14 protein-coding genes are annotated in these 24049 nt (G+C 61.8%); 5 read left to right on the top strand and 9 right to left on the bottom strand.

Features of this window, described 5'->3' with window-relative positions:
• Positions 1 to 516: 516 nt before the first annotated feature.
• Entirely contained in the window at positions 517 to 2232 is a 1716-nt protein-coding gene (locus BSU04_RS29915; RefSeq protein WP_089163930.1) for a zinc ribbon domain-containing protein, read from the top strand.
• Between the two features lie 160 nt (positions 2233 to 2392).
• On the top strand, positions 2393 to 3457 hold the full coding sequence (locus BSU04_RS29920; protein ID WP_256983442.1) for a TAXI family TRAP transporter solute-binding subunit: 1065 nt from the start codon (positions 2393 to 2395) through the stop codon (positions 3455 to 3457).
• A 68-nt stretch (positions 3458 to 3525) separates the two neighbouring features.
• Here BSU04_RS29920 and BSU04_RS29925 read toward each other — a convergent pair whose 3' ends face one another.
• The 5 genes from BSU04_RS29925 to BSU04_RS29945 form a co-directional block, all read right to left on the bottom strand.
• Complete coding sequence (locus BSU04_RS29925) at positions 3526 to 6258, bottom strand: MGH1-like glycoside hydrolase domain-containing protein (RefSeq protein WP_089163932.1); 2733 nt, start codon at positions 6256 to 6258, stop codon at positions 3526 to 3528.
• A 41-nt stretch (positions 6259 to 6299) separates the two neighbouring features.
• Positions 6300 to 8249, bottom strand: a complete 1950-nt coding sequence (locus BSU04_RS29930; protein ID WP_089163933.1) for an amylo-alpha-1,6-glucosidase — start codon at positions 8247 to 8249, stop codon at positions 6300 to 6302.
• Positions 8246 to 8722, bottom strand: coding sequence for a nuclear transport factor 2 family protein (locus BSU04_RS29935; RefSeq protein ID WP_089163934.1), 477 nt, complete (start codon positions 8720 to 8722; stop codon positions 8246 to 8248). The genes BSU04_RS29930 and BSU04_RS29935 overlap by 4 nt, the downstream gene beginning before the upstream one ends.
• 59 nt (positions 8723 to 8781) lie before the next feature.
• Positions 8782 to 10062 (bottom strand): DUF445 domain-containing protein, encoded by a 1281-nt coding sequence (locus tag BSU04_RS29940; protein ID WP_089163935.1) that lies wholly within the window; start codon positions 10060 to 10062, stop codon positions 8782 to 8784.
• A 103-nt stretch (positions 10063 to 10165) separates the two neighbouring features.
• A complete protein-coding gene (locus tag BSU04_RS29945) occupies positions 10166 to 10570 on the bottom strand; it encodes an ACT domain-containing protein (RefSeq protein ID WP_089163936.1) in 405 nt (134 codons plus the stop codon).
• 90 nt (positions 10571 to 10660) lie between these two features.
• Between BSU04_RS29945 and cynS the strand changes: the two genes are divergently transcribed.
• Positions 10661 to 11110, top strand: coding sequence for a cyanase (gene cynS, locus BSU04_RS29950; protein ID WP_089163937.1), 450 nt, complete (start codon positions 10661 to 10663; stop codon positions 11108 to 11110).
• A gap of 6 nt (positions 11111 to 11116) precedes the next feature.
• On the opposite strand, the gene uvrA is transcribed toward cynS, so the two are convergent.
• The 4 genes from uvrA to BSU04_RS29975 all read right to left on the bottom strand — a co-directional run bounded on the left by uvrA (position 11117) and on the right by BSU04_RS29975 (position 21983).
• Positions 11117 to 16954: an excinuclease ABC subunit UvrA gene (uvrA, locus tag BSU04_RS29955; protein ID WP_089163938.1), complete on the bottom strand. Its 5838-nt coding sequence runs from the start codon at positions 16952 to 16954 to the stop codon at positions 11117 to 11119.
• A 245-nt stretch (positions 16955 to 17199) separates the two neighbouring features.
• On the bottom strand, positions 17200 to 19419 hold the full coding sequence (locus tag BSU04_RS29960; RefSeq protein ID WP_179258481.1) for a SulP family inorganic anion transporter: 2220 nt from the start codon (positions 19417 to 19419) through the stop codon (positions 17200 to 17202).
• Positions 19420 to 20115: 696 nt separating this feature from the next.
• Positions 20116 to 20865: a response regulator transcription factor gene (locus BSU04_RS29970; RefSeq protein WP_089163941.1), complete on the bottom strand. Its 750-nt coding sequence runs from the start codon at positions 20863 to 20865 to the stop codon at positions 20116 to 20118.
• A gap of 206 nt (positions 20866 to 21071) precedes the next feature.
• Positions 21072 to 21983 (bottom strand): LysR family transcriptional regulator, encoded by a 912-nt coding sequence (locus BSU04_RS29975; RefSeq protein WP_089163942.1) that lies wholly within the window; start codon positions 21981 to 21983, stop codon positions 21072 to 21074.
• Positions 21984 to 22158: 175 nt separating this feature from the next.
• On the opposite strand from BSU04_RS29975, the gene BSU04_RS29980 reads away from it, so the two are divergent.
• Both BSU04_RS29980 and BSU04_RS29985 read left to right on the top strand, forming a co-directional pair.
• Positions 22159 to 23130 carry an ABC transporter permease gene (locus BSU04_RS29980; protein WP_089163943.1) on the top strand — a complete coding sequence of 324 codons (972 nt, stop codon included), beginning with the start codon at positions 22159 to 22161 and terminating at the stop codon, positions 23128 to 23130.
• A 1-nt stretch (position 23131) separates the two neighbouring features.
• Positions 23132 to 24046, top strand: coding sequence for an ABC transporter permease (locus tag BSU04_RS29985; protein WP_089163944.1), 915 nt, complete (start codon positions 23132 to 23134; stop codon positions 24044 to 24046).
• Positions 24047 to 24049 lie beyond the last annotated feature (3 nt).

A 24049-nucleotide genomic window follows, 5' to 3' on the forward strand; every position in this document is an offset into this window, starting at 1 on the left:
CAGCCGGCGAGCATCGGATGGTGAGTCACTTGTATTTTTGACGGATCTTGGGGTGTTGCGCCCAGCCTCTCGCGGCGCACATACATCCTACCAAATTGCCAGTCTGGCTCAAATTTATTACTCAGTGTGCCAATCAGCGTAAACACCGGAAAATAATTGGGCTCCGGCTGTTGTTTTTCGAATCCGCGGCGGCCAGTTTCGGGCCGCTGCGCAGCGCCATATTCGGACAGAACCTAGGCTCCTGCCGACGAAACCAAAGGCCGCTTTTACCTGTTCGCCAGCGCCTTGACCGGCGGGGCCAAAGCAGGCATTCGAGCGGGGCGGCGAGGTCGTTGCGTCGCCGCTCCCGGGCGTGTTGACGCCGCCGCAGAGATGTCACATATTGGGTCCGGCTCCCCCGGCGCATGTCCAGCCTAGGGAGTCCGAAGCATTTCGTCATACGAGTGAGCGTTTTGTCCGATTAAACCGGACACGCAAGCGGGAAGGACAACCCTTGTGTCCCGGGAGGTTTCTGGTATGGCCCGTCTCTTCTTTCCCTCATCATCCGAGTCCGTGACCTGCAAGCGTTGCGGCAACGACGTTCCGCGCGATGCCGATACCTGTCCGCATTGCGGCGCCGAGCATGGTCCGACTTTCCGGGCCGTGAAGACCGCCGCGCTCTCGACAGGCCTGCGCCTGCCCTTCAGCGCGCGCCGCGAAGCACTCAATATCCCGTCACCGTACCCGAGCGTGCCGGAAGAATCCGAACTGGCTGACGCCGGCGAGCAGCGCTGGGAGACGTCGAAGACTGTCACCCTGGGCGCAGTGGCGTTGGCGCTGGTAGCCGGCGGCATCATCTATTCGCAGCACGGCAGCAGCGGCGGTGACGACGCCAGCCGTGCCGAACAGCCGGCCGGGCATAGCGCGTACGGCGCCATCGATATGAAAGACGCGCATGCCACGCCTGGGCCTGCCGCGGGCGCGCCGGCGCAGGCGCCATCCCCAGCCAGGTCTGCTGCAGCGCTCAGGCAGGCGCAGACTGCGGCCGCACCCTCCGTTGCCGCCCGCGAAGCCTTGCCCACCGACACCTCCTCCGGCCGCGCGGCAACCGGGCTAGCCAGCGCGACAGATAATCTGCAGGCCGCGCGTGACGCCATCGCGCGCGGTGACCTGACTACGGCGCGCCGCCGGTTCTCGAAGATCCCGGCGTCGCAACTGAGCGCCGCCAATGTGCAGCGGACCCAGGCGGATCTCACCGGTCTGGAACACGCACGCGATGAAATGCTGCAAGTCGCACGCGGTTGCGAGGCGACCGGCTCGTGGGTGTGCGTGCGTCAGAATGCCCGCGACGTGCTGACGATCGATGCCAGCAATGTGGAAGCGCAAACGCTCGTCGAACACGCGATCGCCCGGTCGGGCTGGCTCAATAAGCCCGCGCCGGCGGCCACAGCGGCGCATGGCGCCTCCCACAACAACGCGCAGACGGCGGCGGCTCCCGCGCCCATGTTCGTGCCGGGGCCGCGCGTGGCGGCCGCGCCTCCCCTTGCGTCGACGCGCAGGCCCACTGTCACCGTCTCGGCAGCGCAGCACGCGCGTGCCGTCGCCGCGATGGGGGCACCGACGCCTATCCCGACGCCCGTGCCGTCTGCACCGGCCGCACCCGTTGTAGTGACGACGCTGCGCTCACCTGTCGCCACGCAGGCCGTTCCAGAGCCAACCCGCATAGGCACGGGCTCGCAGGCTCCGCTCACGTCACAGTCGTATTCCCCGCCGCCGCAACAGCAAGCCGCGCCGCCTCGCCCGCCAGTACCGGCTTTTGTCCCCATGCCGGACGGACCGGACGTGGCGCCCGCCACGTCACTGGTACGCAGCGCGCCGACGACCGCCGCTGCACGCGCATCAGCGCAGCCCGAACCCGAGCCTGCGGCCGCCATCCAGGTTCCAGGCAATACCGCTTCGCCGACCTTGCACACAGTCGCGCCGATCAACGAAGCCGTCCCGGTGCGCGCGGGCATTGTGTCGCCTCCCGTCGAGGCGAACAGCACACCGGCAAGCGTGCAAAGCGGTACTCGTCCACCGTCACCCACGGTCCGCCGCACAGTCGCATCAGGAGACAACGCGGCTAGTGCAGCGCAACCGCATGCGTCGGCTTTCGACGCGACCAATCCGGACGAAGAAGAGCGCGCGATCCTGGAGTCGGGCTGGAGCAAGAGCAAGAGTCAGTCGTCGGCGCAACGCTCGACGCCGCAGTAGAAGGAACGCAGGAAACAAGGAACAGGAGACAAACTGAAGGAAACTTCGAGGAGGTTGAGGGCCGCGCCGGGAGACGCAGGCCACCGTGGTCTATCCGTGTAATGAAAGTTGGCCAACACATTAAAACGACTCACACGACATCATGCACAAGACTTTCCTCATGCTGTTCGCTCTCTTCGGGCTCGCTGGCCTCGTTGCGCAGGCTCATGCGCAAGCCGACTACAAGATCGTCACCGGGCCGGAACGCGGCACATACATCCAGATAGGCCAGGACCTGGCGAAGTGGGTGGCTGACCCGATCGGCATGAACCTCGACGTGCTCGCGTCAAAAGGATCCGCCGAAAACGTGCAGCGCATGCGTTACGAGCCGGGCGTGAAGTTCGCGCTCGTGCAGTCGGACGTGTACCAGGCTTACCTCGATATGGCGAAAGCCGGTAACGCGGATGCGGGCAAGATCATCCAGCCGCTGCGGCTTATCATGCCGTTGTATAACGAAGAGATTTACTTCGTTGTGCGAGCGGATTCGCCGATCAACTACATCCACGAGATCAAGGACAAGAACATCAGCGTGGGGTTGATCGGCAGCGGCACGGCGCAATCGGCGACCACGCTTTACAGGCTGATGTTCAACGAGCCGATCCCCGAGCAGAACACGCAGCACTACAGCAACGAGGACGCGCTGGCGAAACTGATCGTGCGCAAACTCGATGTGGCGATCATTGTGGTGGGACAGCCGGCCAAGCTCTTTCAGGACCTGAACTCGGACCTGCTGGGCCAGCTCAAGCTGCTCAAGCTCGATCCTTCAGTGCCTGAAACCGCGCGTGCTGAACAGACCTATTTCCCGGCCACCATCCGCACGTCGAGTTATCCGAACTGGATCAAGGAAGACTCGCCGACGCTGACCGTGAAGGCGTTTCTCGTCACCTACGATTACAACCTGCGCGGTACCGTAGGCGCGATGACGCAATTCGCCGACTCGCTTTGCACGCACTTCGATGAACTGCAGGCCAACGGCCATCCGAAATGGAAGCAGGTGAAGATGGAATTGCCCCCGCTTACTCGCGGCTGGAAATACTATCCACCCATAGAAAAGCGCTTGCGGGCATGCATCCGCAAGATGGCGTCGACAGGCAGTGGGGAAACGGCCATGCCCGTGACGCAACGCGCGCCGAAGCGCCCATGCACGGACGCGGAGAAGGTGTTGATGTTGTGCAATAACGAATGACGCGGACGCTGCCACGGGCTTGGAGACAGGGGACGGGCTGAGAACCCGCCCGCTGTCTTGCTACTTCGTCACTTCGCCGCCAGTTCCACTTCGGGTTGAACCTCGCCGCCTGCCGGAATGTTCTGTGCCACGATGCTCACGCGCGGCTGCAACAACAACGCGACCAGCCCGCTCCAGCCCGTCTGATGCGACGCGCCCACGCCGCGCCCTGTATCGCCATGGAAGTACTCATGGAACAGCACGAGATCCTCTGAGCGCGGGTCCGCCTGCAGTTGCGGATAAGCGGCCATGACAGGACGCACGCCGTTTTTGTCCTTCAGGAACAGGCGCGTGAGGCGTCGCCCCAGTTCGTCGGCTATGTTGCTGAGCGAAAGCTTCTGGCCTGATCCGGTCGGATATTCCACGCGGAAATCATCGCCGTAATAACGATGAAATTCGTATAGCGACTCAATCAACAAATAGTTGACGGGCATCCAGATCGGCCCGCGCCAGTTTGAGTTACCGCCGAACACCCGCGAGTCCGATTCCGCCGGCAGATATTTCACGCAGAAGCGGTCGCCGTTGTGCTCGAGCACAAACGGATTGTCCCGATGTACCCGCGACAACGCCCGCACGCCGTAGTCGGACAGGAACTCGCTTTCGTCGAGCATGCGCCTGAGCAGCGCCTTCATGCGGTGTCCGCGCAGCACCGACAACAGCAGGCTATTGCCCTTGCCCGGCTCGTTCCAGCGCGACACCAGCTTCGCCAGATCAGGCCGGTGCTCGAGGAACCACGTCAGCCGGTCCCGCAGCCCCGGCAACTGGCCATGCAGATGCTCTTCCAGCACATGCACCGCGAACAGCGGAATCAAGCCGACGATAGAGCGAATGCGCATCGGCACGCTCGTGCCGTCGGGGAGCTGCAGCACGTCGTAGAAAAACTCGTCGCGCTCGTCCCACAGGCCGGTGTCGCAGGTATCGCTGCAACTGACCGCCTCGGCGATATACAAGAAATGCTCGAAGAACTTCACGCCGATATCGACGAACACATGATTCGCCACCGCCAGTTCGAGCGCGATGCGCATCAGGTCGAGCGCATATGCGGCCATCCATGCAGTGCCATCCGACTGGTCGATCCGGCCGCCCGTAGGCAGCGGCGCCGAGCGGTCGAAGATGCCCACGTTGTCCAGCCCGAGAAAACCGCCCTGGAAAATGTTGCGGCCGTCGGCGTCCTTGCGGTTCACCCACCACGAGAAGTTCAGCAGCAACTTGTGGAACACGAGCTCCAGGAAGTCGCGATCCGCCTTGCCTGTGATCGCACGATCGATTTCATAGACGCGCCATGTCGCCCATGCGTGAACCGGCGGGTTGGCGTCGCCGAACGCCCATTCGTAGGCCGGCAGTTGCCCGTTCGGATGCTGATACCGATCCTTCACCAGCAGCAGCAATTGTTTCTTCGCGAATGCCGGATCGATCAGCGCGAACGCGGCCGCGTGAAATGCGAGATCCCACGACGCGTACCACGGGTATTCCCACTTGTCCGGCATCGAGACAATGTCCGCATTGCACAGATGCCGCCAGTCGGCATCGCGGCCGCGCTTGCGACCGGCCGGCGGTGTGGGCTGCAACGGATCGCCGTCCATCCAGCGAGTGACGTCGAAGAGGTAATACTGTTTTGACCACAGCATGCCCGCCAGCGCCTGACGTTGGACGAGCCGCTGGTCGGCGTCATCCATTTCGTGCTGCAGGCCCGCATAAAAGGCATCAGCTTCGGCGATCCGGCGGGCGAACAGCGCGTCGATATCGAGCGCTTGCCGCTCACGGTCTGCCTCCGACGCCGGGCGCCAGCGCATGGTCACGACCGTGCGGCTATTCGGGCCAAACTCCAGATGCACATGCGCGGCGGCGCGCGTGCCGGTATCGTGCCGGATGGCGTCTTCTTCGCCGTGCACGATGTAGTCGTTAAAGCCGTCCTTGAACGGTCCCGCCCCTTCCGAGCCGAACAGGCGCCTGACATTGGTTTCGTTCTCGCAGAACAGCCAGTTGACCGTAGCGTCGCCACGGGCTTCGGCTGTCACGACCAGCGGCTCATGGCCCTCGCTTTGCGCGATCACGCGGCTGCCCTTCGCATCGGATTGCAAGGTGAGCGAAGGTTTCTTCGATGGCTGCCACGACCACGTATTGCGCGCCCAGATCTGCGGCAGAAGGTCGAGCGACGCGGCGCGATCCCCGCGATTCTCGACCGTCACGCGCATCACGATATCTTCAGGCGTGTTTTTCGCATATTCGACATGGACATCGAAATAAGCGTTGTCTTCGAACACGCCCGTGTCGAGCACTTCGTACTCGGGCATGTCCGCGCCGCGGCGCCCGTTTTCGGTGACGAGGTCGTCGTAGGGGAACGCGGCATGCGGATACTTGTACAGCATGCGCATATAGGAATGCGTCGGCGTGCCGTCGACGTAGAAGTACAGCTCCTTCACGTCCTCGCCGTGGTTGCCCTGCGAATTCGTCAGCCCGAACAAACGTTCCTTGAGAATCGGGTCGAGGCCGTTCCACATGGCGAGCGAGACGCACCAGTTGAGATGGTCGTCGCCGAAACCGGCAATGCCGTCTTCGCCCCAGCGGTAGGCGCGGCTGCGCGCATGATCGTGCGGAAAATAGTCCCAGGCGGTGCCGTTTTCGCTGTAGTCCTCTCGCACCGTGCCCCATTGGCGCTCACTGAGATACGGACCCCAGCGTTGCCAGCGCGAGCAGTCGGTGGAATGGAGCCGGGCTCCTTCTATGGTGTCGAGTGACTTGGTGGCGCGCAGTGGCGGCATGGGACGTCCTTGACTAAAAGCGTGACGGAAAGACCGATAATCTAGCGCGTTTGCGGCATCTCGGCAGGATCGGCATTGAGCAGACGGTCGAGGCGCATGAGTTCGCCGAGCGACCACGCCTGGAATGGCGTGCCGCCGGGCGTATGCGGTGCATCGCCGTCCGCGACTTCGGAGATGTGGTCCAGTCCCGCATGATGCAGATGGTTGCGCAGCGGCCTGAGAAAGCGCTCGCGGGCCACGGCTTTCGATGCTTGATCATCGCCATGAACCCGTAGCCACGCGTCCACGAACGGCCCCATCAGCCACGGCCAGACTGTGCCCTGGTGGTAAGCACCGTCGCGTTCGAGCGGCGTGCCGGTGTAACGGCCCTTGTAGGCCGGGTCATCCGGTGACAGGGTTCTCAGCCCGAGCGGCGTGAGCAAGCGTTGCTCGCATTGATCGACAACCGCGCGAGCCGTTGCGCCATTGTCGATCACGGCGAATGGCAGTCCGCCGACGGCAAAAAGTTGGTTCGGACGAATGGAGCGGTCGAGCTTGCCCGGCTCGTGATCGGCGTCGACCACGTCATGGAGCGCACCGCTGGCGGGATCGACGAAACGGTGCTGGAAAGCCTGCGTTGCGTGCGTGGCCGGCTCTGTCCAGCGTGGGTTCCATGCCGCCGCTATGCGCAGCGCATTGATCCACAATGCCTGCACTTCCACCGGCTTGCCGATGCGCGGCGTCACCACCCAATCGCCCACCTTCGCGTCCATCCACGTCAGTTGCACGCCGGGAACGCCTGCCCGCAGCAGACCATCCGCCGGATCGGCTCCGATCCGAAAACGCGTGCCGCTTGAGTAACCGTCGAGAATGCCATCGACGGCTTGCTGCAAACGGTCCTGCGTTTCCCGTTGAGCATGGCCCGTGGCGAGATAATCGTGTACGGCAATCACGAACCACAACGACGCATCCACCGAGTTGTATTCCGGTGCGCCGCTGTCCGGGAAACGATTCGGCAGCATGCCTTCGGAGAGCGTACCGGCCCATTCGAGCAGGATCGATTCGGCGTCGCTGTATCGGCCGGATGTGATCAGCAAACCGCGCATCGCGATGAACGTGTCACGGCCCCAGTCGGTGAACCAAGGGAAGCCGGCGAGGATTGTGCTTCCTTTGTTTCGCGCCACGATGTAGGCATCGGCGGAACGATGCAGCGCCGTCGGAAAGGCCGTGCGACGTGCTCGTTCGATATCGGCAAGCTGCTTCGCGGTATCGACCGCGTTCGTCTTCGCGCCCTCGTTCGCGCTCAACACGAGCACCGCTTCGCCAAGAGACAAATCGAACGAAAAGACGCCGGGCGTGGCGAGGTCTTCGTTGAAATCCATGCCGCGTTCGCGTTCGACGGTGTAGCAGAAGTTGCGATACCAGTCGGGCGCATGAACATACGATCCATTCGATGCCGCGACCACCGCCGGCACGTCGCCGTATGCTTGCCAGCGCACCTGATCGCCCGTCGCCGTGTAGTTGAAGTTGAACGCCGGGTTCTCGTGATGCAGCGCGTGATAGTCACGGCCGGAAAGCAATGGCCGAACCTTGAGCGTGAATGGCTCGCCTTCGAGCCGCCAGCGCAGCACCGTCTGTGCACTCTGCTTCGCGACGAATAGCTCAGCGCTCAGGATATGGTTATCGCCAACCTGAAAGCGCCACGTGGGCCAAGGGCCGGTATCGAAGGAAAGCAGGCTTTCGGAGGGGTCCGGCCAGACCGAACCAGCGCCATAACGCTGCATGGAGAGCGCAATGCGCGTCTGCCCGGACGCATCCTCCAGCCAGGCCTCCACGCCGTTCACCAGCACCATGCGGCCCGCCGGCGGTTGCGTGGCCGTGAGAAGCAGCGCGTGATATCTGCGGGTCCGTTCGGTGCCGGCTGTGCCCGATGCAAAGCCACCCAGCGCATCGGCCTCGAGCCATTCGTCGTTGAGACATCCTTCGCTAGCTGGACATTCGAGGCGAGTCATTTTTTGGGTTGCTGCCGGTATGCCCGAAGCCCCTTGGTCGCTTGCGCCCGGATCTTGTTCTGCATGAAGGACGACCAGCCAAGCAGCCAGCCCTTGGGGCCGAGCGCCTGCCGGCTCCAGGTCCAGAGGTCAAAGCTGTCGTGATGTTCGTAGATCAGGCCATCGCGAATCGCAAAACGCGCGTTGATGCGGTTGACCACCTTGCGCCCGGTCTGCGTGAAACGATAAGTCGCGACCCAGTTTGCTGTCGCGCTCTGGCCGACGGTCTGAATGTCGCTGAAGGTCAGTGAGAATTCGGTGGCGCGAGAGATCAGCATGCGCCACATATCCGAGGCTTCGCGGCCTCGCAACACGCCGAATACCGGATCGCTGAACTGTACGTCCGGCGCGTAGCACGCCGCCATTGCTTCGGCGTCGGAACGCTGAAAGGCTTCGTAGAAGCGCTGGATCAACGCGGCGTTCGGATCCGTCATGTTCGGTCTCTTCAAGAGGAAATTAGCTGACCGCGGCTACAAGGTTTCAATTCCGCAGCTTAAACCATGAACGTGGATACTGCGTGAATGATCAGACCAACCGCACCGCCCACCAGCGTGCCGTTCACCCGGATGAACTGCAAGTCGCGACCCACGCTCAGCTCGACGTCGCGCACGAGCGTGGCGTCGTCCCAGTTGCGCACCGTGGCGGCAATATGCTTGGCAATGCCGTCGCGTAAATCCGGTGCCAGTGACTTGAGCGCGTCGCGCATGTGCTCGTTGATCGATTCGCGCAACGCGGGATCGCTCCCCAGCGCGGCTGCGAACGACGCCGATGCGCCCGTCACCTTTTTGTGCAGCGTCGAATCTGCTTGCGCGAGATCGCGGCGCAGCCAGTCCTTGAATTCGTCCCACAGTCCGTTCACGTAGGTTCGCAATTCCGGGCGTTCGAGCCATTCGCGCTTGTGTTGGTCGATACGCGCGCGGAACGCGGGGTCCGTCTTCAGGCGTTCGATGAACCCTTCCACCGTCCTGTCGAAGGCCTGACGGCGCTCATGTTCCGGGTTTTCGCTGATGTCGTGCAGCCACTTGTTCGCGCCGCGCACCAGGCCGCCCGCGAACTTGTTGCCAAGGTCTTCCGCGCTCAGGCCTACAAATCCGAGCATGCCGATTAATTTCGGATATTCCTCGCCGGCCACGTCCAGGATCTTGGCTGCGAGGATTGCCTGCACCTCCTCGCGATCAAGCCATTGGGCAAGTTCGCGCAAGCCTTCGTCGAGCAGCATTTGATGGCGTCCATCCGCCGTCAGCGTGGACAACAATCCGCCCACCGCGCCGGCCAGGTCGAATTGTTCGGCGCGGCGGCGCAGGGCTTCGTGGAGCATCGTTTTGACGCGTTCGTCGTCGACGAAATCGAGCATCTGGCCCGCCGCCGCGACCGCTTTTGCACCCAGCAGCGCCGCGTTCGCCGGTTCCGCCAGCCAGATCGCGAGGCGGCCGGCGGGATCGAAGGCGTTCACGCGGGCGACCAGTGCGTCGGTGCCGAGGAATTTGTCACGGACGAATTCGGCGAGGTTATCAGCCACGCGCGCCTTGTTCGCCGGCAGGATGGCGGTGTGCGGGATCGGCAACCCGAGTGGGTGGCGGAACAGCGCGACGACCGCGAACCAGTCGGCCAAGGCGCCGACCATCGCGGCTTCGGCGAAGGCCGAGACCCACGCCCAGGCGCCGGCGTCGTGCTGGCTCTTGGCGAGCAGAAATAGTGCGGCTGCCGCGACCAGCAGACCGGCGGCGAACCATTTCATCTTCTTGAGTGCGAGTGCTTTGTCCTGCGTTGCCATCTTGATCCAGAGGTTTCTTGGTGGAATAAGGCCGCAGCATACCAGTGACACCGAACCCAGGTGAATGCTGGGGAAGGGTTTGGGGGGTTCCGGCGGGGGCTGCTCAGAGTCCGTCGCGTTGAAGTTGCTGCAGTGCAACCATGGCGGCATCGGCGGATTCGATCGGCACGAAGATGTGATCGTGGTATGCCGCGGCGACCACGTTGCAACTGACGTTGGCTCGGCCGAGCGCGGTGGCGAAGGCTGCCGTCAGTCCAACCGCCTGAAGGTCCGAATGCACGGTCAGCGTGATCCACGCGGCGCGGAACAGCGGCGGGATACCTGCTCTCGACGCGTCACCCTCTTCCAAGATAATCGTCAGGCCTTCGCGTTCGCGGAACGTCGCGAGCGGGACGATATTTCCGAGGTCGTAGGTAAAAGGCACGGTTGCGTAGACGTAGACGCCCGGCTGGAGTTCGGGTGACATGGATGCAAGCAGCGTGTTCAGATCAGCGATGGGGTTGGTCATGGTTTGAGTTTCCCGCAGTATTTTTGTCCGCCAGCCAGCCGCGCGATTGGCCGATACACTCGCTTGAAACCACCCTCAAGGAGCACCCGAATGATTTCAGATCGCAGCGAAGTGACTCGCTTGATTCTCGCCGCCAAGGTGAGCAAAGGGCTGAAATGGGCCGACGTGGCGGAGAAAGTCGGCTTGAGCAAGGAATGGGTAACGGCAGGCTGCCTGGGGCAGATGACGTTCTCCAAGGCACAGGCCGAAGTTGTCGGCACCATCTTCGATCTCTCCGATGAAGCCGTCGCCTGGCTGCAGATTGTGCCCTATAAAGGCTCACTGCCGACCGCCGTCCCGACCGATCCGTTGATCTATCGATGGTATGAAATAGTGAGCGTTTACGGGAGCACGATCAAGGAACTGATCCACGAGGAATTCGGCGACGGGATCATGAGCGCAATCGATTTTTCGATGGATATCCAACGCGAACCCGATCCCAAAGGGGACCGGGTCAACGTGGTTTTATCGGGCAAGTTCCTGCCGTACAAGAGTTACTGAACCGAGTTACTGAACCGCCTCGGCCGGGATGGCCCCGCGCTCTAGCACCGGCCGCAGCGCGGCGCCCGTGTGACTGCGCGGATTCTTCGAGAGCGTGTCCGGATCGGTCGCGGCCACGATCGATCCGCCTTCCGTGCCGCCCTCCGGCCCGAGATCGATCACCCAGTCGGCTTCGGCGATCACATCAAGATCGTGCTCGATCACCACCACCGAATGCCCGCCATCGACCAGCCGATGCAGCACGCGAATCAGCTTCGCGACGTCCGCCATATGCAGGCCGACGGTGGGCTCATCGAGTACGTACAGCGTGTGCGGCGCCTTCTGCCCGCGTTTGCCGATATCGTCCCTTACCTTCGACAGCTCGGTCACCAGCTTGATCCGTTGCGCTTCACCGCCTGACAACGTCGGCGATGGCTGCCCGAGCGTCAGATAACCCAGCCCCACGTCCTTCATCAGTTGCAACGGATGCGAGATGCTTGTCATCGCGGAGAAGAACTCGACAGCCTCGTCAATCTCCATTGTCAGCACTTCGCCGATGTTCTTGCCGCGCCACGTCACCGCCAGCGTTTCCGGATTGAAGCGCTGACCGTGGCAGACGTCGCACGGTACTTTGACGTCGGGCAGGAAGCTCATCGCGATGGTACGCACGCCCTGGCCTTCGCAGGCCGGGCAGCGGCCGTCGCCGGTGTTGAACGAGAAGCGTGATGCCGTGTAACCCCGTGCACGGGATTCGAGTGTGTCAGCGAACAGCTTGCGGATGGTGTCCCACATGCCAATATACGTCGCCGGACACGAGCGCGGCGTCTTGCCGATCGGCGTCTGGTCGACTTCCAGCACACGGTCGATGGTCTCGAACCCGGTCACCTCCGTGCACCCTTGCCAGCGATGCGCAACGTCGAACTTCACACGCGGCGCCTCGCGTGACAACACGCTCGAACGGTTGCGCGCGGGCATGTCGGCTTGCGCGGTCTTGCGTGCACGGCGAGTAGCCGGCGACGACAGAACCGAGCGGCCCACCGCATCCAGCAGATTGGTCATCAGCACGTCACGAGCGAGCGTGGATTTGCCGGAACCGCTCACGCCCGTGATGGCAATCAGGCGACCCAACGGCATGCTCGCGGTGACGTTGCGCAGGTTGTGCAGCGTCGCACCGTGAACCGTGAGCCAGTTCTCCGGCGTTGCGGCGCGCTTCGCGGTCGCGGTCTTTACATCACGACGCGCTTGCAACGGGTGCTGGATCGGGTTCGCCAGATACTGGCCCGTGAGCGAATCCGGCTGCGCCGCGAGATCGGCCACGCCGCCTTGCGCCACGACCGTACCGCCGCGCTTCCCCGCCCCCGGACCGATATCGATGATGTGATCCGCACGGCGAATGGTGTCCTCGTCGTGCTCCACCACGACCAGCGTGTTGCCCTTGTCACCGAGTTTCTTCAGTGCATCCAGCAGGATCTTGTTGTCACGCGGGTGCAGACCGATGGTCGGCTCATCCAGCACATAACACACGCCCTGCAAGTTGCTGCCGAGTTGCGCGGCAAGGCGAATGCGCTGCGCTTCGCCGCCCGAGAGCGTGGGCGCCGCACGATCCAGGCTCAGATAACCAAGACCGACTTCTTCGAGGAACAGCAAACGCCCTTCGATTTCACTCACCACGTCGCGGGCGATATCCGCATCGCGGCCCTTGAGCTTCAGCTTCTTGATCCAGCCGCGCGTTGCGCCAACCGTCCAGCGGCCGACTTCCGTTATCGGCTGATCGCCGAACGTCACCGCCCGCGCGACTTCGTTCAGGCGCGTGCCGCTGCAATCCGGGCAAGGCTGGTCGCCGACGTCGTCCGGTTCCTGTTGCGCCGATGGAATCGTCTGCTCGCGGCCGCGGCCGTCGTCGGAGATCACGGTGTCGTCGTAGACTTCACGCTGTTCGCGCGTGAGCGTGACGCCAGTGCCCACGCAGGTGTTGCACCAGCCGTGCTTGCTGTTGTACGAGAACATGCGCGGATCAAGTTCGGGATAACTCGTGCCGCAGACCGGACATGCGCGTTTGGTCGAGAACACCCGTATCTCGCCAATGTGCTTCGTCCCCTTCTTTCCACCGTTCAACGCATCATGCAAGTCGTCAAGCGGGGCAAGCAAATGCATCACACCCTTGCCGAGTTCGAGCGTCTCCAGAAGCATTGCTTTCAGCGTGGCTTCATCGTTCGCGCTGACAATCAGATCGCCAACCGGCAACTCGATGGTGTGCTCCTTGAAGCGATCGATCTTCGGCCACGGATCGACGGAAAGGAATTCGCCGTCCACGCGCAAATGCGTATGTCCGCGTGTCTTCGCCCACTTCGCGAGATCCGTGTAAATGCCCTTGCGGTTCACCACGAGCGGTGCGAGCAAGCCGATATGCCGGCCTTTGAAATCCCGCATGATCTGCGCGACGATCGATTCGGGGCTTTGCGCCGTGACCGGTGCGCCGTCGTGGACGCAATGCTGGATGCCGAGCTTCACGTATAGAAGCCGCAGGAAATGCCAGACTTCGGACGTGGTCGCGACCGTGCTCTTACGGCCACCACGCGATAAACGCTGCTCGATGGCAACGGTCGGCGGAATGCCATAGACGGCGTCCACTTCGGGACGTCCGGCGGGCTGCACGATCGAACGCGCATACGCATTCAACGATTCCAGATAACGGCGCTGACCTTCATGGAAGAGGATATCGAACGCTAATGTCGACTTGCCCGAGCCCGACACGCCCGTGATCACGTTGAACTTGCCGTGCGGGATATCGACGTCGAGCGACTTCAGGTTGTGCTCGCGTGCGTTGACAATACGCACCACGTCTTCGCCCTGCAACGCGCGCCGCGCCGCCGCAATTTCCGCGGCCAGTTGCAGCGGAACGCCCGCTGCGCGCTTCTGCGCCGCGCCGGGCGCCATCGCCTCTTCGTAGTCGAGCAAGGCCTTGCCAGTATGCGATTGTTCGCATGCCGAAACATCGTCTGGCGTGCCGACACAAACCACCAGACCGCCCGCATCGCCGCCTTCGGGACCAAGATCGATGATCCAGTCGGCCGCGCGGATCACGTCGAGGTTGTGCTCGATCACGATCAGCGAATGCCCGCGTTCCAGCAGGCGTCTCAGCGCCTGCATCAGCTTGGCGATATCGTCGAAATGCAGGCCCGTCGTGGGCTCGTCGAACATGAACAAGCGGCCCGGCAGGTTGCCGCTCGCCTGTGCCGTTTCTGCCAGGAAACCCGCCAGCTTCAGGCGCTGCGCTTCGCCGCCCGAGAGCGTGGGAACCGGTTGCCCAAGCTTCACATATTCCAGCCCGACGTCGACAATCGGCTGCAACACACGCAGCACTTCCTTGTCTTTTGCAAAGCACGCAACGGCTTCGCTCACGGTCAGGTCGAGTACATCCGCCACGCTGAGCGACTTGCCGTCGCGCTCGATCTGCACATCCAGGATTTCCGCCCGGTACCGCCGTCCATCGCAATCCGGGCAGCGCAAATAGACGTCGCTCAGGAACTGCATCTCGACGTGCTCGAAGCCCGAACCGCCGCAAGTCGGGCAACGGCCATCGCCGGAATTGAAGCTGAACATGCCTGCGCTATAACCACGTTGAGCGGCCAGCGGCGCCTTGGCAAACAGCTTGCGAATCTCGTCGAACGCACCCACATAACTCGCGGGATTCGAACGCGCCGTGCGCCCGATCGGCGATTGATCGACGAAGATCACTTCGCTCAAGGCATCGGCGCCCTTCAACGCGCGGAATGCACCGGGCGATTCTGTCGCCTTGCCAAAATGACGCTGCAACGCGGGCGCGAGCACGTCCTGGATCAGCGTCGATTTACCCGACCCCGACACGCCCGTCACGCACACCAGCCGTTGCAACGGGATCTCGACGGTGACGTCGCGCAAATTGTGTTCGGTCGCGCCTTCGAGCACGAGCCGCGGCGTCTTCGCATCGACCGCGCGGCGCTGCCAGTTGGACGCATGCGCCACATGCTTGCGGCCGCCAAGGTAGGCGCCGGTCAGCGTATCGCCATGCTCGATTTCATTCGGCGGCCCGTCATAGACAATCTCGCCGCCGCGCTCGCCCGGTCCCGGACCCATATCGATGAGACGATCCGCCGCGAGCATCACCGACGGGTCATGCTCCACCACGACCAGTGTATTGCCCGCGTCGCGCAAGCGGTGCATGGCTTCGACAATGCGATTCAGGTCACGCGGATGCAAGCCGATACTCGGTTCATCGAGCACGAACAACGTGTTCACCAGGGACGTACCGAGCGCGGTCGTCAGGTTGATCCGCTGCACTTCGCCGCCCGACAGCGTACGGCTCTGGCGATCAAGCGTGAGGTAACCGAGGCCGACATCGCAGAGATATTTCAGGCGTGTGCGGACTTCGTTGTGCAGGAGCTTGAGGGCGTCGTCGAGCAGCGTGCTTGGCAACGTCAGCGAGTCGAAGAAACGACGAATGCGGTCGATAGGCATCAGCATCAGGTCGTGCAGCGTGAGGCCCGGCAGCGCTTCCAGTTGCGCACGCGTCCATTCCACGCCTGCCGGCAGGAAACGGTCGGCCGGCTTCAATACGGCGTCTGCTTGCTCCTTCGTGCCGAGACGCCACAACAGCGCTTCGGTCTTGAGGCGTGCGCCCTCGCATGTCGGACATTTCGTGTAGCTGCGATATTTCGACAGCAGCACGCGAATGTGCATCTTGTACGCTTTCGATTCGAGGTAATCGAAGAAACGCTGCACGCCATACCATTGGTTTTGCCACTTGCCGGACCAGTCGGGCGACCCGTTGATCACCCAGTCGCGTTCCTTCCGCGTGAGTTCACTCCAGGGCACACCCAGACGGATACCCGCTTTCGCGCCGTAGCGCAGCAGGTCGTCCTGATTCTCTTTCCATGCGGGCGTTTGCAGCGTCTTGACCGCGCCGCCGCGCAGCGTCTTGCGCTCGTCCGGTATCACGAGGCCGAGATCAACGCCGATCACCCGGCCAAAGCCGCGACACGTTTCGCATGCGCCATACGCCGAGTTGAACGAGAACAATGCGGGTTGCGGATCGGCGTAGCGGATGTCGCTTTCGGGGCTGTGCAGGCCGGTGGAGAAGCGCCAAGCGGGGACGTCCACGGGCTTGTCCGCATCGTCCGCGCCCGGCTCCGGCAGCAGGTAGACATTCACGCGGCCCGTGCCGCGCAGCAAAGCACCTTCAATGGCCTCCAGCGCCCGTGACCGCTCGGTCTTCTGCAAGCGGAACCGGTCTGCGACCACATCGAGCATTTGGCGGCCATCCACGTGCCGCTTTGCCTGCACACGCGTGTAGCCGCTGGCGGAAAGCCACTGTGCGACTTCGTCGTCACTGGCGGACTCGGGCAGTTCCACCGGGAACGTGATCGCGATCCGCGGATCATTCGCCTTCGTGCGCTCGAGCAATTCGACGTAGATGGTCTCCGGCGTATCGTGCCGGACCTGATGCGAGGTCTTTTTATCGAAGAGCTCGGCGGCGCGCGCGTAGAACAACTTCAGGTGATCATTCAGCTCGGTCATCGTGCCGACGGTCGAGCGCGAACTGCGCACCGGATTGGTCTGGTCGATGGCGATTGCCGGCGGCACACCGTCCACGCGATCCACCTGCGGACGGTCCATCCGGTCGAGGAATTGCCGCGCATAAGCGCTGAACGTTTCAACGTAGCGACGCTGGCCCTCGGCGTAGAGCGTATCGAACACGAGGCTCGATTTGCCCGAGCCCGAAGGGCCGGTCACCACGGTCATCTGACCCGTGTAAAGGTCCAGATCGATGTTCTTAAGGTTGTGCTGGCGAGCGCCGCGAATGCGGATTGCGTTGTTGGATGCCAATTTTTCCTAACCGGTTCAATGAGTTAGATCGTCCGCCAGTGCGCCTGGGCGAAGCGCGGCTCGCGCTGGGGAGCCGCCGTTCGACACGCATTAGCGAGATAACGGCCGATGAAGCCGACACTGTACACCCATACAGTATTTTCGACAGGGCCTGGGTCGGAAAATGGTCACGGCCACACAAAACGTGCTACGGCACATATGACCTTCTTTTGATCGTTCTCCACAACCAAATCCAGGCGCGCCGCTCAATCGCCCTCGAGATCTCTTATTGTCTCCAGCAGGTCGCAGAGGCGATAGCCGATTTCAATGCTCAGGTTGCGCATCAGCTTCGCGTCAAGGCCCGGCATCGTCGTGCGCAAATGTGCGAGCGCGTCCTGCGATAACTCCAGCAAGACGGCCGGCGTATCGGCGACAAGCTTTACCAGGCGCTGGCGCTCCTGCATCGACGGTATTTCGCCAAGCGCCATGCCGGCCCGGTAACTGGCAGTGCGCAACGTCTTCTCGTCCTTTTCCCAGAGGGCGCTGAGCCGGCCTCGCGTCAGGAGTAACAAGCCACCACGCGGGCCCTCGCGTCCGATCACGATTTCGCCGGCAGCAAATGACCTGCGGGTCGCCAGGCTCAGCAGCAGCGCCCGCTCGTCATCGTTCATCTCCTGAGTAACGGGAAATGCCGCAAGGTCGATTTCCTGATCGCATTCCTGCACGGCCAACTTGTCGAGCAGTTCATCTTCAGCCTGCGATAGCGCGGCGTCCGTGCTATCGAATACGCGCAACTCGGCTTCCGGCTTCGTCAGCCCCCATTCCGCCAGAGACTTCCGGCGGCGCCCCTCGAAGTGGCGCGGTGCAAAAAGCAGGCGCCTGCCGGACCTGACCAGCAGTTCATCGAGTCGCTTCAACATCAATACGCCGCTACTGTCGAAATGGCTGATGCGTTTCAGGTTGAGCAACACCCAGTCGCTGCCGGATAATTCATCGCTTACCACTCGCTCGACTCTCTCCGCCGAGCCAAAGAAAAGCGGACCGTCAAGTTCGACGATAGCAATCCGGCGACCATGCTGACCAAGCGCTTCAACCGAAGCACGTGAGCGTCGCGTTCTGGAGCGAAGCTGCGTGGCGTGCTGTATGCGTCGAATCATCTGCGCATTCGAGCGATAGATGAACGCGATCAACGCGGCGGCGAAACCCACACCGAGCGCAACCAGTACGCTCGCGAAGACGACTAGCACGGTCACGACGAACACCATCGCCAGGTTAACAAAAGTCTCCCGGCGGGTCGAAGAATGGCCGCCATAACCCACGGCGCGCAGCAGTTGATGTGTCCACTTGTCCATCGCCTCCGCGCTGGTCACGATCACAACGCCGGCCATGACAGAGAGCGGAATGTGGCCGACAACCTGGCTCAATCCATAGGACAGCGCCAGTAGAGCGCATGCGTACATCAGGTTGGTCACGCCGGTACGTCCTCCGCTTGCATGGACGATGCGGGTAATGTTGGGCGATCCGCCGCTCGGCGCGCCGCCAAACAAGGCCGACGCGATGTTGGAGACGCCTTGCACGACCAGTTCGCGATTACTGTTGTGGCGAGCTCCGAAAAGTTGTTCAGTGCTCGAGATGCTCAGCAGGGACTGGATTGACGACACGAGTGCGATCGTGATGCCGGTTGCCAGTATCACCGCGGCGTGATTGTAAAAGTCCGCGGAGCTGACGAAGTTCAGGATGTCGGTCATGCGCAAGATCAGCGGTATGCCGGGCGGTAGCGCTCCGATCGTGGCGCCCAGGTCCTCATCTGGAACAAGCCGCAAGCACAGCATCTGAATTGCCGTCCCGGCAAAGAGGCCGATCAATGCCGCAGGAACAGGCCCGCTTCTCTTTTTTGCCAGGACAACGAACGCACCGGACACGAGGGCGAATCCCAAAGCCCACCAGTTGATCAGCACCGTGCCGTTCAACGCCCGCAGCAGTTCTTCCGGCCCATCGATATCCAGGGCGCGGGGTAGTTGATTCAGGATGATCTGGATCGCAAACCCGTTGATGAAGCCCGCGAGAACCGGATACGGAACAAACTTGACGAGCAGGCCGAGGCGGGAAGCGCCCAGGATCGTCTGAACGATACCGGAAACCAGCAATGCGGTGCACGCTATCAGGATGGGCGCGACGCCCCCACTAGCATTGGCGGAAGCAAACGATGGATCCGTCGCCACGCTTGCGATCAACCCCAACAAAATCGCGGCATGCGTGGTTTTCGGTGAATTCATGTGCAACGGTGTCTTGCCCAGCAGCGCCGTGACGATGGCCGCCACCACCGCCGCGACAAAGGCAGCCGATATGCCGGCAGTCACCCAGGCCGCACCCATGCTTTCGTACAGCACGGCGCCACAACTGAGAATGATGGGAACGACGGTCAACGCACCGGCAAGGGCGCCGGTAGCGTCGCGGGTTATCGATCTGAGACGCGCTGATTTCATATTCACCAACCTCATGGCTAATGGAAGCCGTTTTCCGCTTTTTCGAACCGCTGGTCTGCGCGTGCAGATCGCAATCCGATACCAATTAGCACAAGACCATGCAATCTTCCGCTGACTCCGATTCCGGATACTGAGTGTGCCGCGACTCACCATCGCCGGCATAACAAGGCAGGTTCGGGCATGACTTTTTATAACGTACGCACGAGCATTAGCGTTGTCGCTATGCCTTTAGGTCGCTACGCTCTTTTAACGTTGGAGAAATCGAATGACTGATTACCACCACTTTCGTCGTCAGTGCATTCGCCACCGCCCTTGTCGCACTGACGGTCACGACTGCGAGTGCACAGGATAAACCAATGGTTATATCCACGAGAGACCTGAAGATCACATCGAGGCCATTGCACCTATCAATGTGCACGATGGGCGCGTTGGTTTCTGCGGCGGATCAAACAATATGGAATGAGGAGTGCGATCTACTCGCACAGCAAGCACGATCATCGTCCAAAAGTAAATTGCCTGGCGTCGAGCCGAGGGGCCGTGCTGCCGCGCGAACGCAGCAGGCGCCGCTTTCGCTGGAATGTGCGGTCTTACTTGTCATCACGGGCGAACTGGTATCTCCCCGCGCACTGCGCGATTTCGCCGAACCGTTCGTGCTGCTGCGCAAGTCCTCCGGGCCGCAGAGCACGCTCGCTGAAGTCAGTCGTTTCGTGGCCGCTCAACCGCTGACAGGCTCCGGTCATGCGCCGGATCCGTGACTGGCGGAACACCGAGTTTGATCCCCCTTTCCGCCAGCATGACGATGAGTTCCGTACGGCGCCGCAAGTGGAAATGCGCAAGCAGGTGACTGACGTATTTCCGTACGGTAATGTCCTCGAGCCCCATTTTCAACGCAATTGCCTTGGAGGGAAGTCCGCGTACGAGCCACGCCAATGTTTCAAACTCTCGTGGAGTAAGTCCCAATTCGGATGCGGTGCTAATTTCCGAACTCACGCTCGATTTCGCTATCCCAGGTCCATTTGCCGGCGCCTCGTCCGTGCCCATGTCACGCCTGAGCCTCGCAATGCTGACGGCGGGCAGGAACACGCCCCCGGCAAGCACTGCGCTTATGGCTGCATGAAGCGCCTCGGGAGGCGACGATTTGGGCACGTATCCCATGGCGCGAAGTTCGATGCATCGACTGATGGTTTCCACGCTCTCGTCGGCCGATATCACGATCACCGGCAACGACGGTCGCGACTCCCTCAATTCGGCAAGCGCGCTGCAGCCGTGACCATCGGGAAGATCAAGATCGAGAAAAACGATGTTCAGGAGTTCGCCAAGCGCACGACTCATGCCTTGCGACAACGTACTCGCGTGCAACAACTCGATGCTCGGAAAGAGCTCTCTTAGCAGCAGCGCCAATCCGGCTCTGAACAGTTCGTGATCATCGACGATCAGTACGCGCATTTCACGTCTCCCAGGAACACCTTCGGGGCGAGCTGCAATTATCCATTTGAATACTACACGCACTACTCCCCTGTCGCGGACATAGTGACTTGATCAGACGAATGGATCGGGGTCGAGCGCAGTAATTGCCGGGCATTTCTGGCCGCCTGTTGACTCGTCGCCGGACGAGACAAGCCTGGCCACTTGTCTGCAGAATCGGCGTGGAGTTACCCAGCCGCGGATTGGGCGTTGAGGCCTGCCAGCGTGTCGCCAATGCAATCCAGCAACGCGACCGTCATCGAACTCCCCGGTGTCTCCTGCAGCGTCGCCAAACCTATTTCAAACGGCAGCGCGGGTTCGAACGGCTTGATAGCGAATCCTTCCGATGGACAGCACGCCGCTAGCACCTGGGTGACGATCGTCACGCCCATGCCTCGCGCAACCATGGCGCAGGCCACACCGACCGAATGGACTTCCGCCAGTACACGCGGCGTGATGTGGGCGCGGCGAAAAGCCATATCGACCTCGCGCCTGTGCAGGCTTTGCCGCCCGAGCAAGATCAGCGGCACGAGTTCGAGATCCAGCGCGCTGATCTTGTCGAGCGCGGCCAGCGGATGATCGATGGGTACAACGCAGGCAGACTGCGAAGGAAACACGCGATGAACCCGCAAACCGGGCAGGCCCTCCGGCATCTGGACGAACGCCAGATCGACTTCCCGGCTCAAGAGGGCGCGCGCGCCTTGTCCATAAGTGCCTGACAAGACCTCAAGCACGGCATCCTCGTGCGCCTTGCAGAACATTTCCATAATTTGCGGCATGACGTGCTGGGCGAACGTGTTGGGCACCATTGCGCGAACCAGTTTTCGTTGCATTCCGCCAAGCCGCAGTTGCTGCGCGTGACGCCGCAAGCAATGCGAGCCATCGAGCAGGATCTTCACTTCATCGACTAAAGCGGCACCCTCGCGCGTCAGGGTAAGCCTGCCTTGTTCCCGTACAAAAAGTCTGAGCCCGAGGTCTTCTTCCAGTTGAGCCAGCAGCCTGCTGACAACCGATTGTGAGATTTCCAGCCGCTGAGCCGCGGCGGTAGTGGTTCCGAGGCTTGCCACCGCTTCGAACGCTTCGATCTGTTTGAGGTTCATCCTTGCTCGCACATAAGGCTATGCAGATTCAGCATAGTGTTGCATCCAAAAATTGTCGGCCTAATTATCGCGAAACTGAACGAGATTTGCCGGGGCCTTTCGGCGGCCTGAAACGCTTCTATCGCCCGGCAAGGTCGCAGGGTTCGTAAAACTTAACGCTCGAGGTTGTTACGCAATGATCGGTTTCATCATCCATCGGTTTGTACAGAGTGCCGGCATCCTGATGCTGACCTCGGTGCTCGTTTTCTGCGGGGTGTTCGCTATTGGCGACCCAATCCAGATTCTCGTGCCCGCCGACGCCAGCCCGGCCGACATAGCGCAGGCAGTGCACTCGCTGGGTCTGGACCAGCCGATGTGGAAGCAATACTTGCTGTTTGTAGAACACGCGCTGCATGGCGATCTTGGCCGGTCGTTCGTGTTCAACCAGCCATCGATCCAGCTGATCATGCAACGCCTGCCGGCCACGCTCGAACTGGCAGTCGTGGCGCTCGTCATGGCGTTGCTGATTGGGCTGCCACTTGGACTGCTGGCCGGCATGAAGGCCAACTCGCCGGTCGACCGCGTAATCATGGGCAGCTCGATCCTCGGCTTTAGCCTGCCGAACTTCTGGCAGGGCATCATGCTCGTGCTGATCTTTTCGGTGACACTGGGCTGGCTGCCCTCGGCAGGTCGAGGGCATCTTGGCACCCTGCTCGGCATCCATACGAGCCTCGCGACGCGCGATGGACTGATCCACCTGATCCTGCCGGCGCTGAATCTCTCACTGTTCAAGATGTCGCTCGTGACCCGGTTGACCCGCGCCGGAGTCCGGGAAACGTTGCCCCTCGATTATGTGAAATTTGCCCGCGCCAAGGGTTTGCGCGAGCGCCGGATCATTTTTGTCCACGTGCTGAAGAACATCATGATCCCGATCGTCACGGTGGTCGGCATGGAGTTCGGCTCGCTGATCGCGTTCGCTACGGTGACTGAAACCATCTTCGCGTGGCCGGGCGTGGGCAAGCTGATCATCGACAGCATCATGCGGCTCGATCGTCCCGTGGTCGTGGCGTATCTGCTGATCGTGGTCGCCATGTTCACGCTGCTGAACCTGCTGGTCGACATCATCTATTCGCTGCTCGATCCGCGCGTGCGTCTGGGAGGTGCCTGACATGAGCACGCTTTCGAACATCCTGCCGCGCTGGACCACCAACCGCGACACACGCACGGGACAGGCATTGCGCGGCATGTTCGGCCGCCCCGCCGTTGCGCTCGCGTCGCTAACCTGCATTGTGCTGATCATCGTGGCGATCCTTGCGCCATGGCTCGCACCGCAGAATCCGTACGACCTCGCGCAGCTGAATATTGTCGATGGCAGGCTGCCTCCCGGCGCACGCGGCCACCTTGGACATCTCTTCCTGCTAGGCAGCGACGCGCTCGGCCGCGACATGTTCGCCGCCATGATGTTTGGCCTTCGCACCAGTCTTGGCGTCGGGATCTCGAGCGGCGCGTTTGCCTTGATCGTTGGCACGACGCTCGGCCTGGTGGCCGCGTATTTCGGCGGCTGGATCGACACGCTGATCATGCGCACGGTCGACCTCATGCTCGGCTTCCCGACCATCCTCGTGGCCTTGATGACGCTCGCCATTCTCGGCCAGGGCGTGAGCAAGGTGATCCTGGCGCTCGTGATCGTGCAATGGGCGTACTTCGCCCGCACGGTGCGCGCGGTCGCGGCCGTCGAAAGCAAGAAGGAGTACATGGAGGCGGCGTTGTGCCTCGGTTTCAGTCATCGGCGTGCACTCTTTAGCCAGTTGCTGCCCAACTGCCTGGCGCCTGTCATTGTGATTGCGATGGTGCAGGTGGCAGCCGCCATCTCCGCTGAAGCAACGTTGAGCTTTCTCGGGATCGGCTTGCCCGTGACGCAACCCTCTCTCGGCTTGCTGATTGCGAACGGCTACCAGCAGTTGCTTGCCGGCTTCTATTGGATCAGCGTGTTCCCCGGCGTGCTGCTGGTCATGCTCGTCTTCAGCATGAACATGGTCGGCGACGGCTTGCGCGAGGCGCTCAATCCGCGCCTTCAGAAATAGGAA

The sequence above is a fragment of the Caballeronia sordidicola genome, from assembly GCF_002220365.1.
Classification (GTDB): domain Bacteria; phylum Pseudomonadota; class Gammaproteobacteria; order Burkholderiales; family Burkholderiaceae; genus Caballeronia; species Caballeronia sordidicola_C.

Excerpts from the sequence above, each read along its gene's own strand:
- BSU04_RS29915 (WP_089163930.1), top strand. The coding sequence starts at position 517 with ATGGCCCGTCTCTTCTTTCCCTCATCATCCGAGTCCGTGACCTGCAAG.
- BSU04_RS29920 (WP_256983442.1), top strand. The coding sequence starts at position 2,393 with ATGCTGTTCGCTCTCTTCGGGCTCGCTGGCCTCGTTGCGCAGGCTCAT.
- BSU04_RS29925 (WP_089163932.1), bottom strand. The coding sequence starts at position 6,258 with ATGCCGCCACTGCGCGCCACCAAGTCACTCGACACCATAGAAGGAGCC.
- BSU04_RS29930 (WP_089163933.1), bottom strand. The coding sequence starts at position 8,249 with ATGACTCGCCTCGAATGTCCAGCTAGCGAAGGATGTCTCAACGACGAA.
- BSU04_RS29935 (WP_089163934.1), bottom strand. The coding sequence starts at position 8,722 with ATGACGGATCCGAACGCCGCGTTGATCCAGCGCTTCTACGAAGCCTTT.
- BSU04_RS29940 (WP_089163935.1), bottom strand. The coding sequence starts at position 10,062 with ATGGCAACGCAGGACAAAGCACTCGCACTCAAGAAGATGAAATGGTTC.
- BSU04_RS29945 (WP_089163936.1), bottom strand. The coding sequence starts at position 10,570 with ATGACCAACCCCATCGCTGATCTGAACACGCTGCTTGCATCCATGTCA.
- cynS (WP_089163937.1), top strand. The coding sequence starts at position 10,661 with ATGATTTCAGATCGCAGCGAAGTGACTCGCTTGATTCTCGCCGCCAAG.
- BSU04_RS29960 (WP_179258481.1), bottom strand. The coding sequence starts at position 19,419 with ATGAAATCAGCGCGTCTCAGATCGATAACCCGCGACGCTACCGGCGCC.
- BSU04_RS29970 (WP_089163941.1), bottom strand. The coding sequence starts at position 20,865 with ATGCGCGTACTGATCGTCGATGATCACGAACTGTTCAGAGCCGGATTG.
- BSU04_RS29975 (WP_089163942.1), bottom strand. The coding sequence starts at position 21,983 with ATGAACCTCAAACAGATCGAAGCGTTCGAAGCGGTGGCAAGCCTCGGA.
- BSU04_RS29980 (WP_089163943.1), top strand. The coding sequence starts at position 22,159 with ATGATCGGTTTCATCATCCATCGGTTTGTACAGAGTGCCGGCATCCTG.
- BSU04_RS29985 (WP_089163944.1), top strand. The coding sequence starts at position 23,132 with ATGAGCACGCTTTCGAACATCCTGCCGCGCTGGACCACCAACCGCGAC.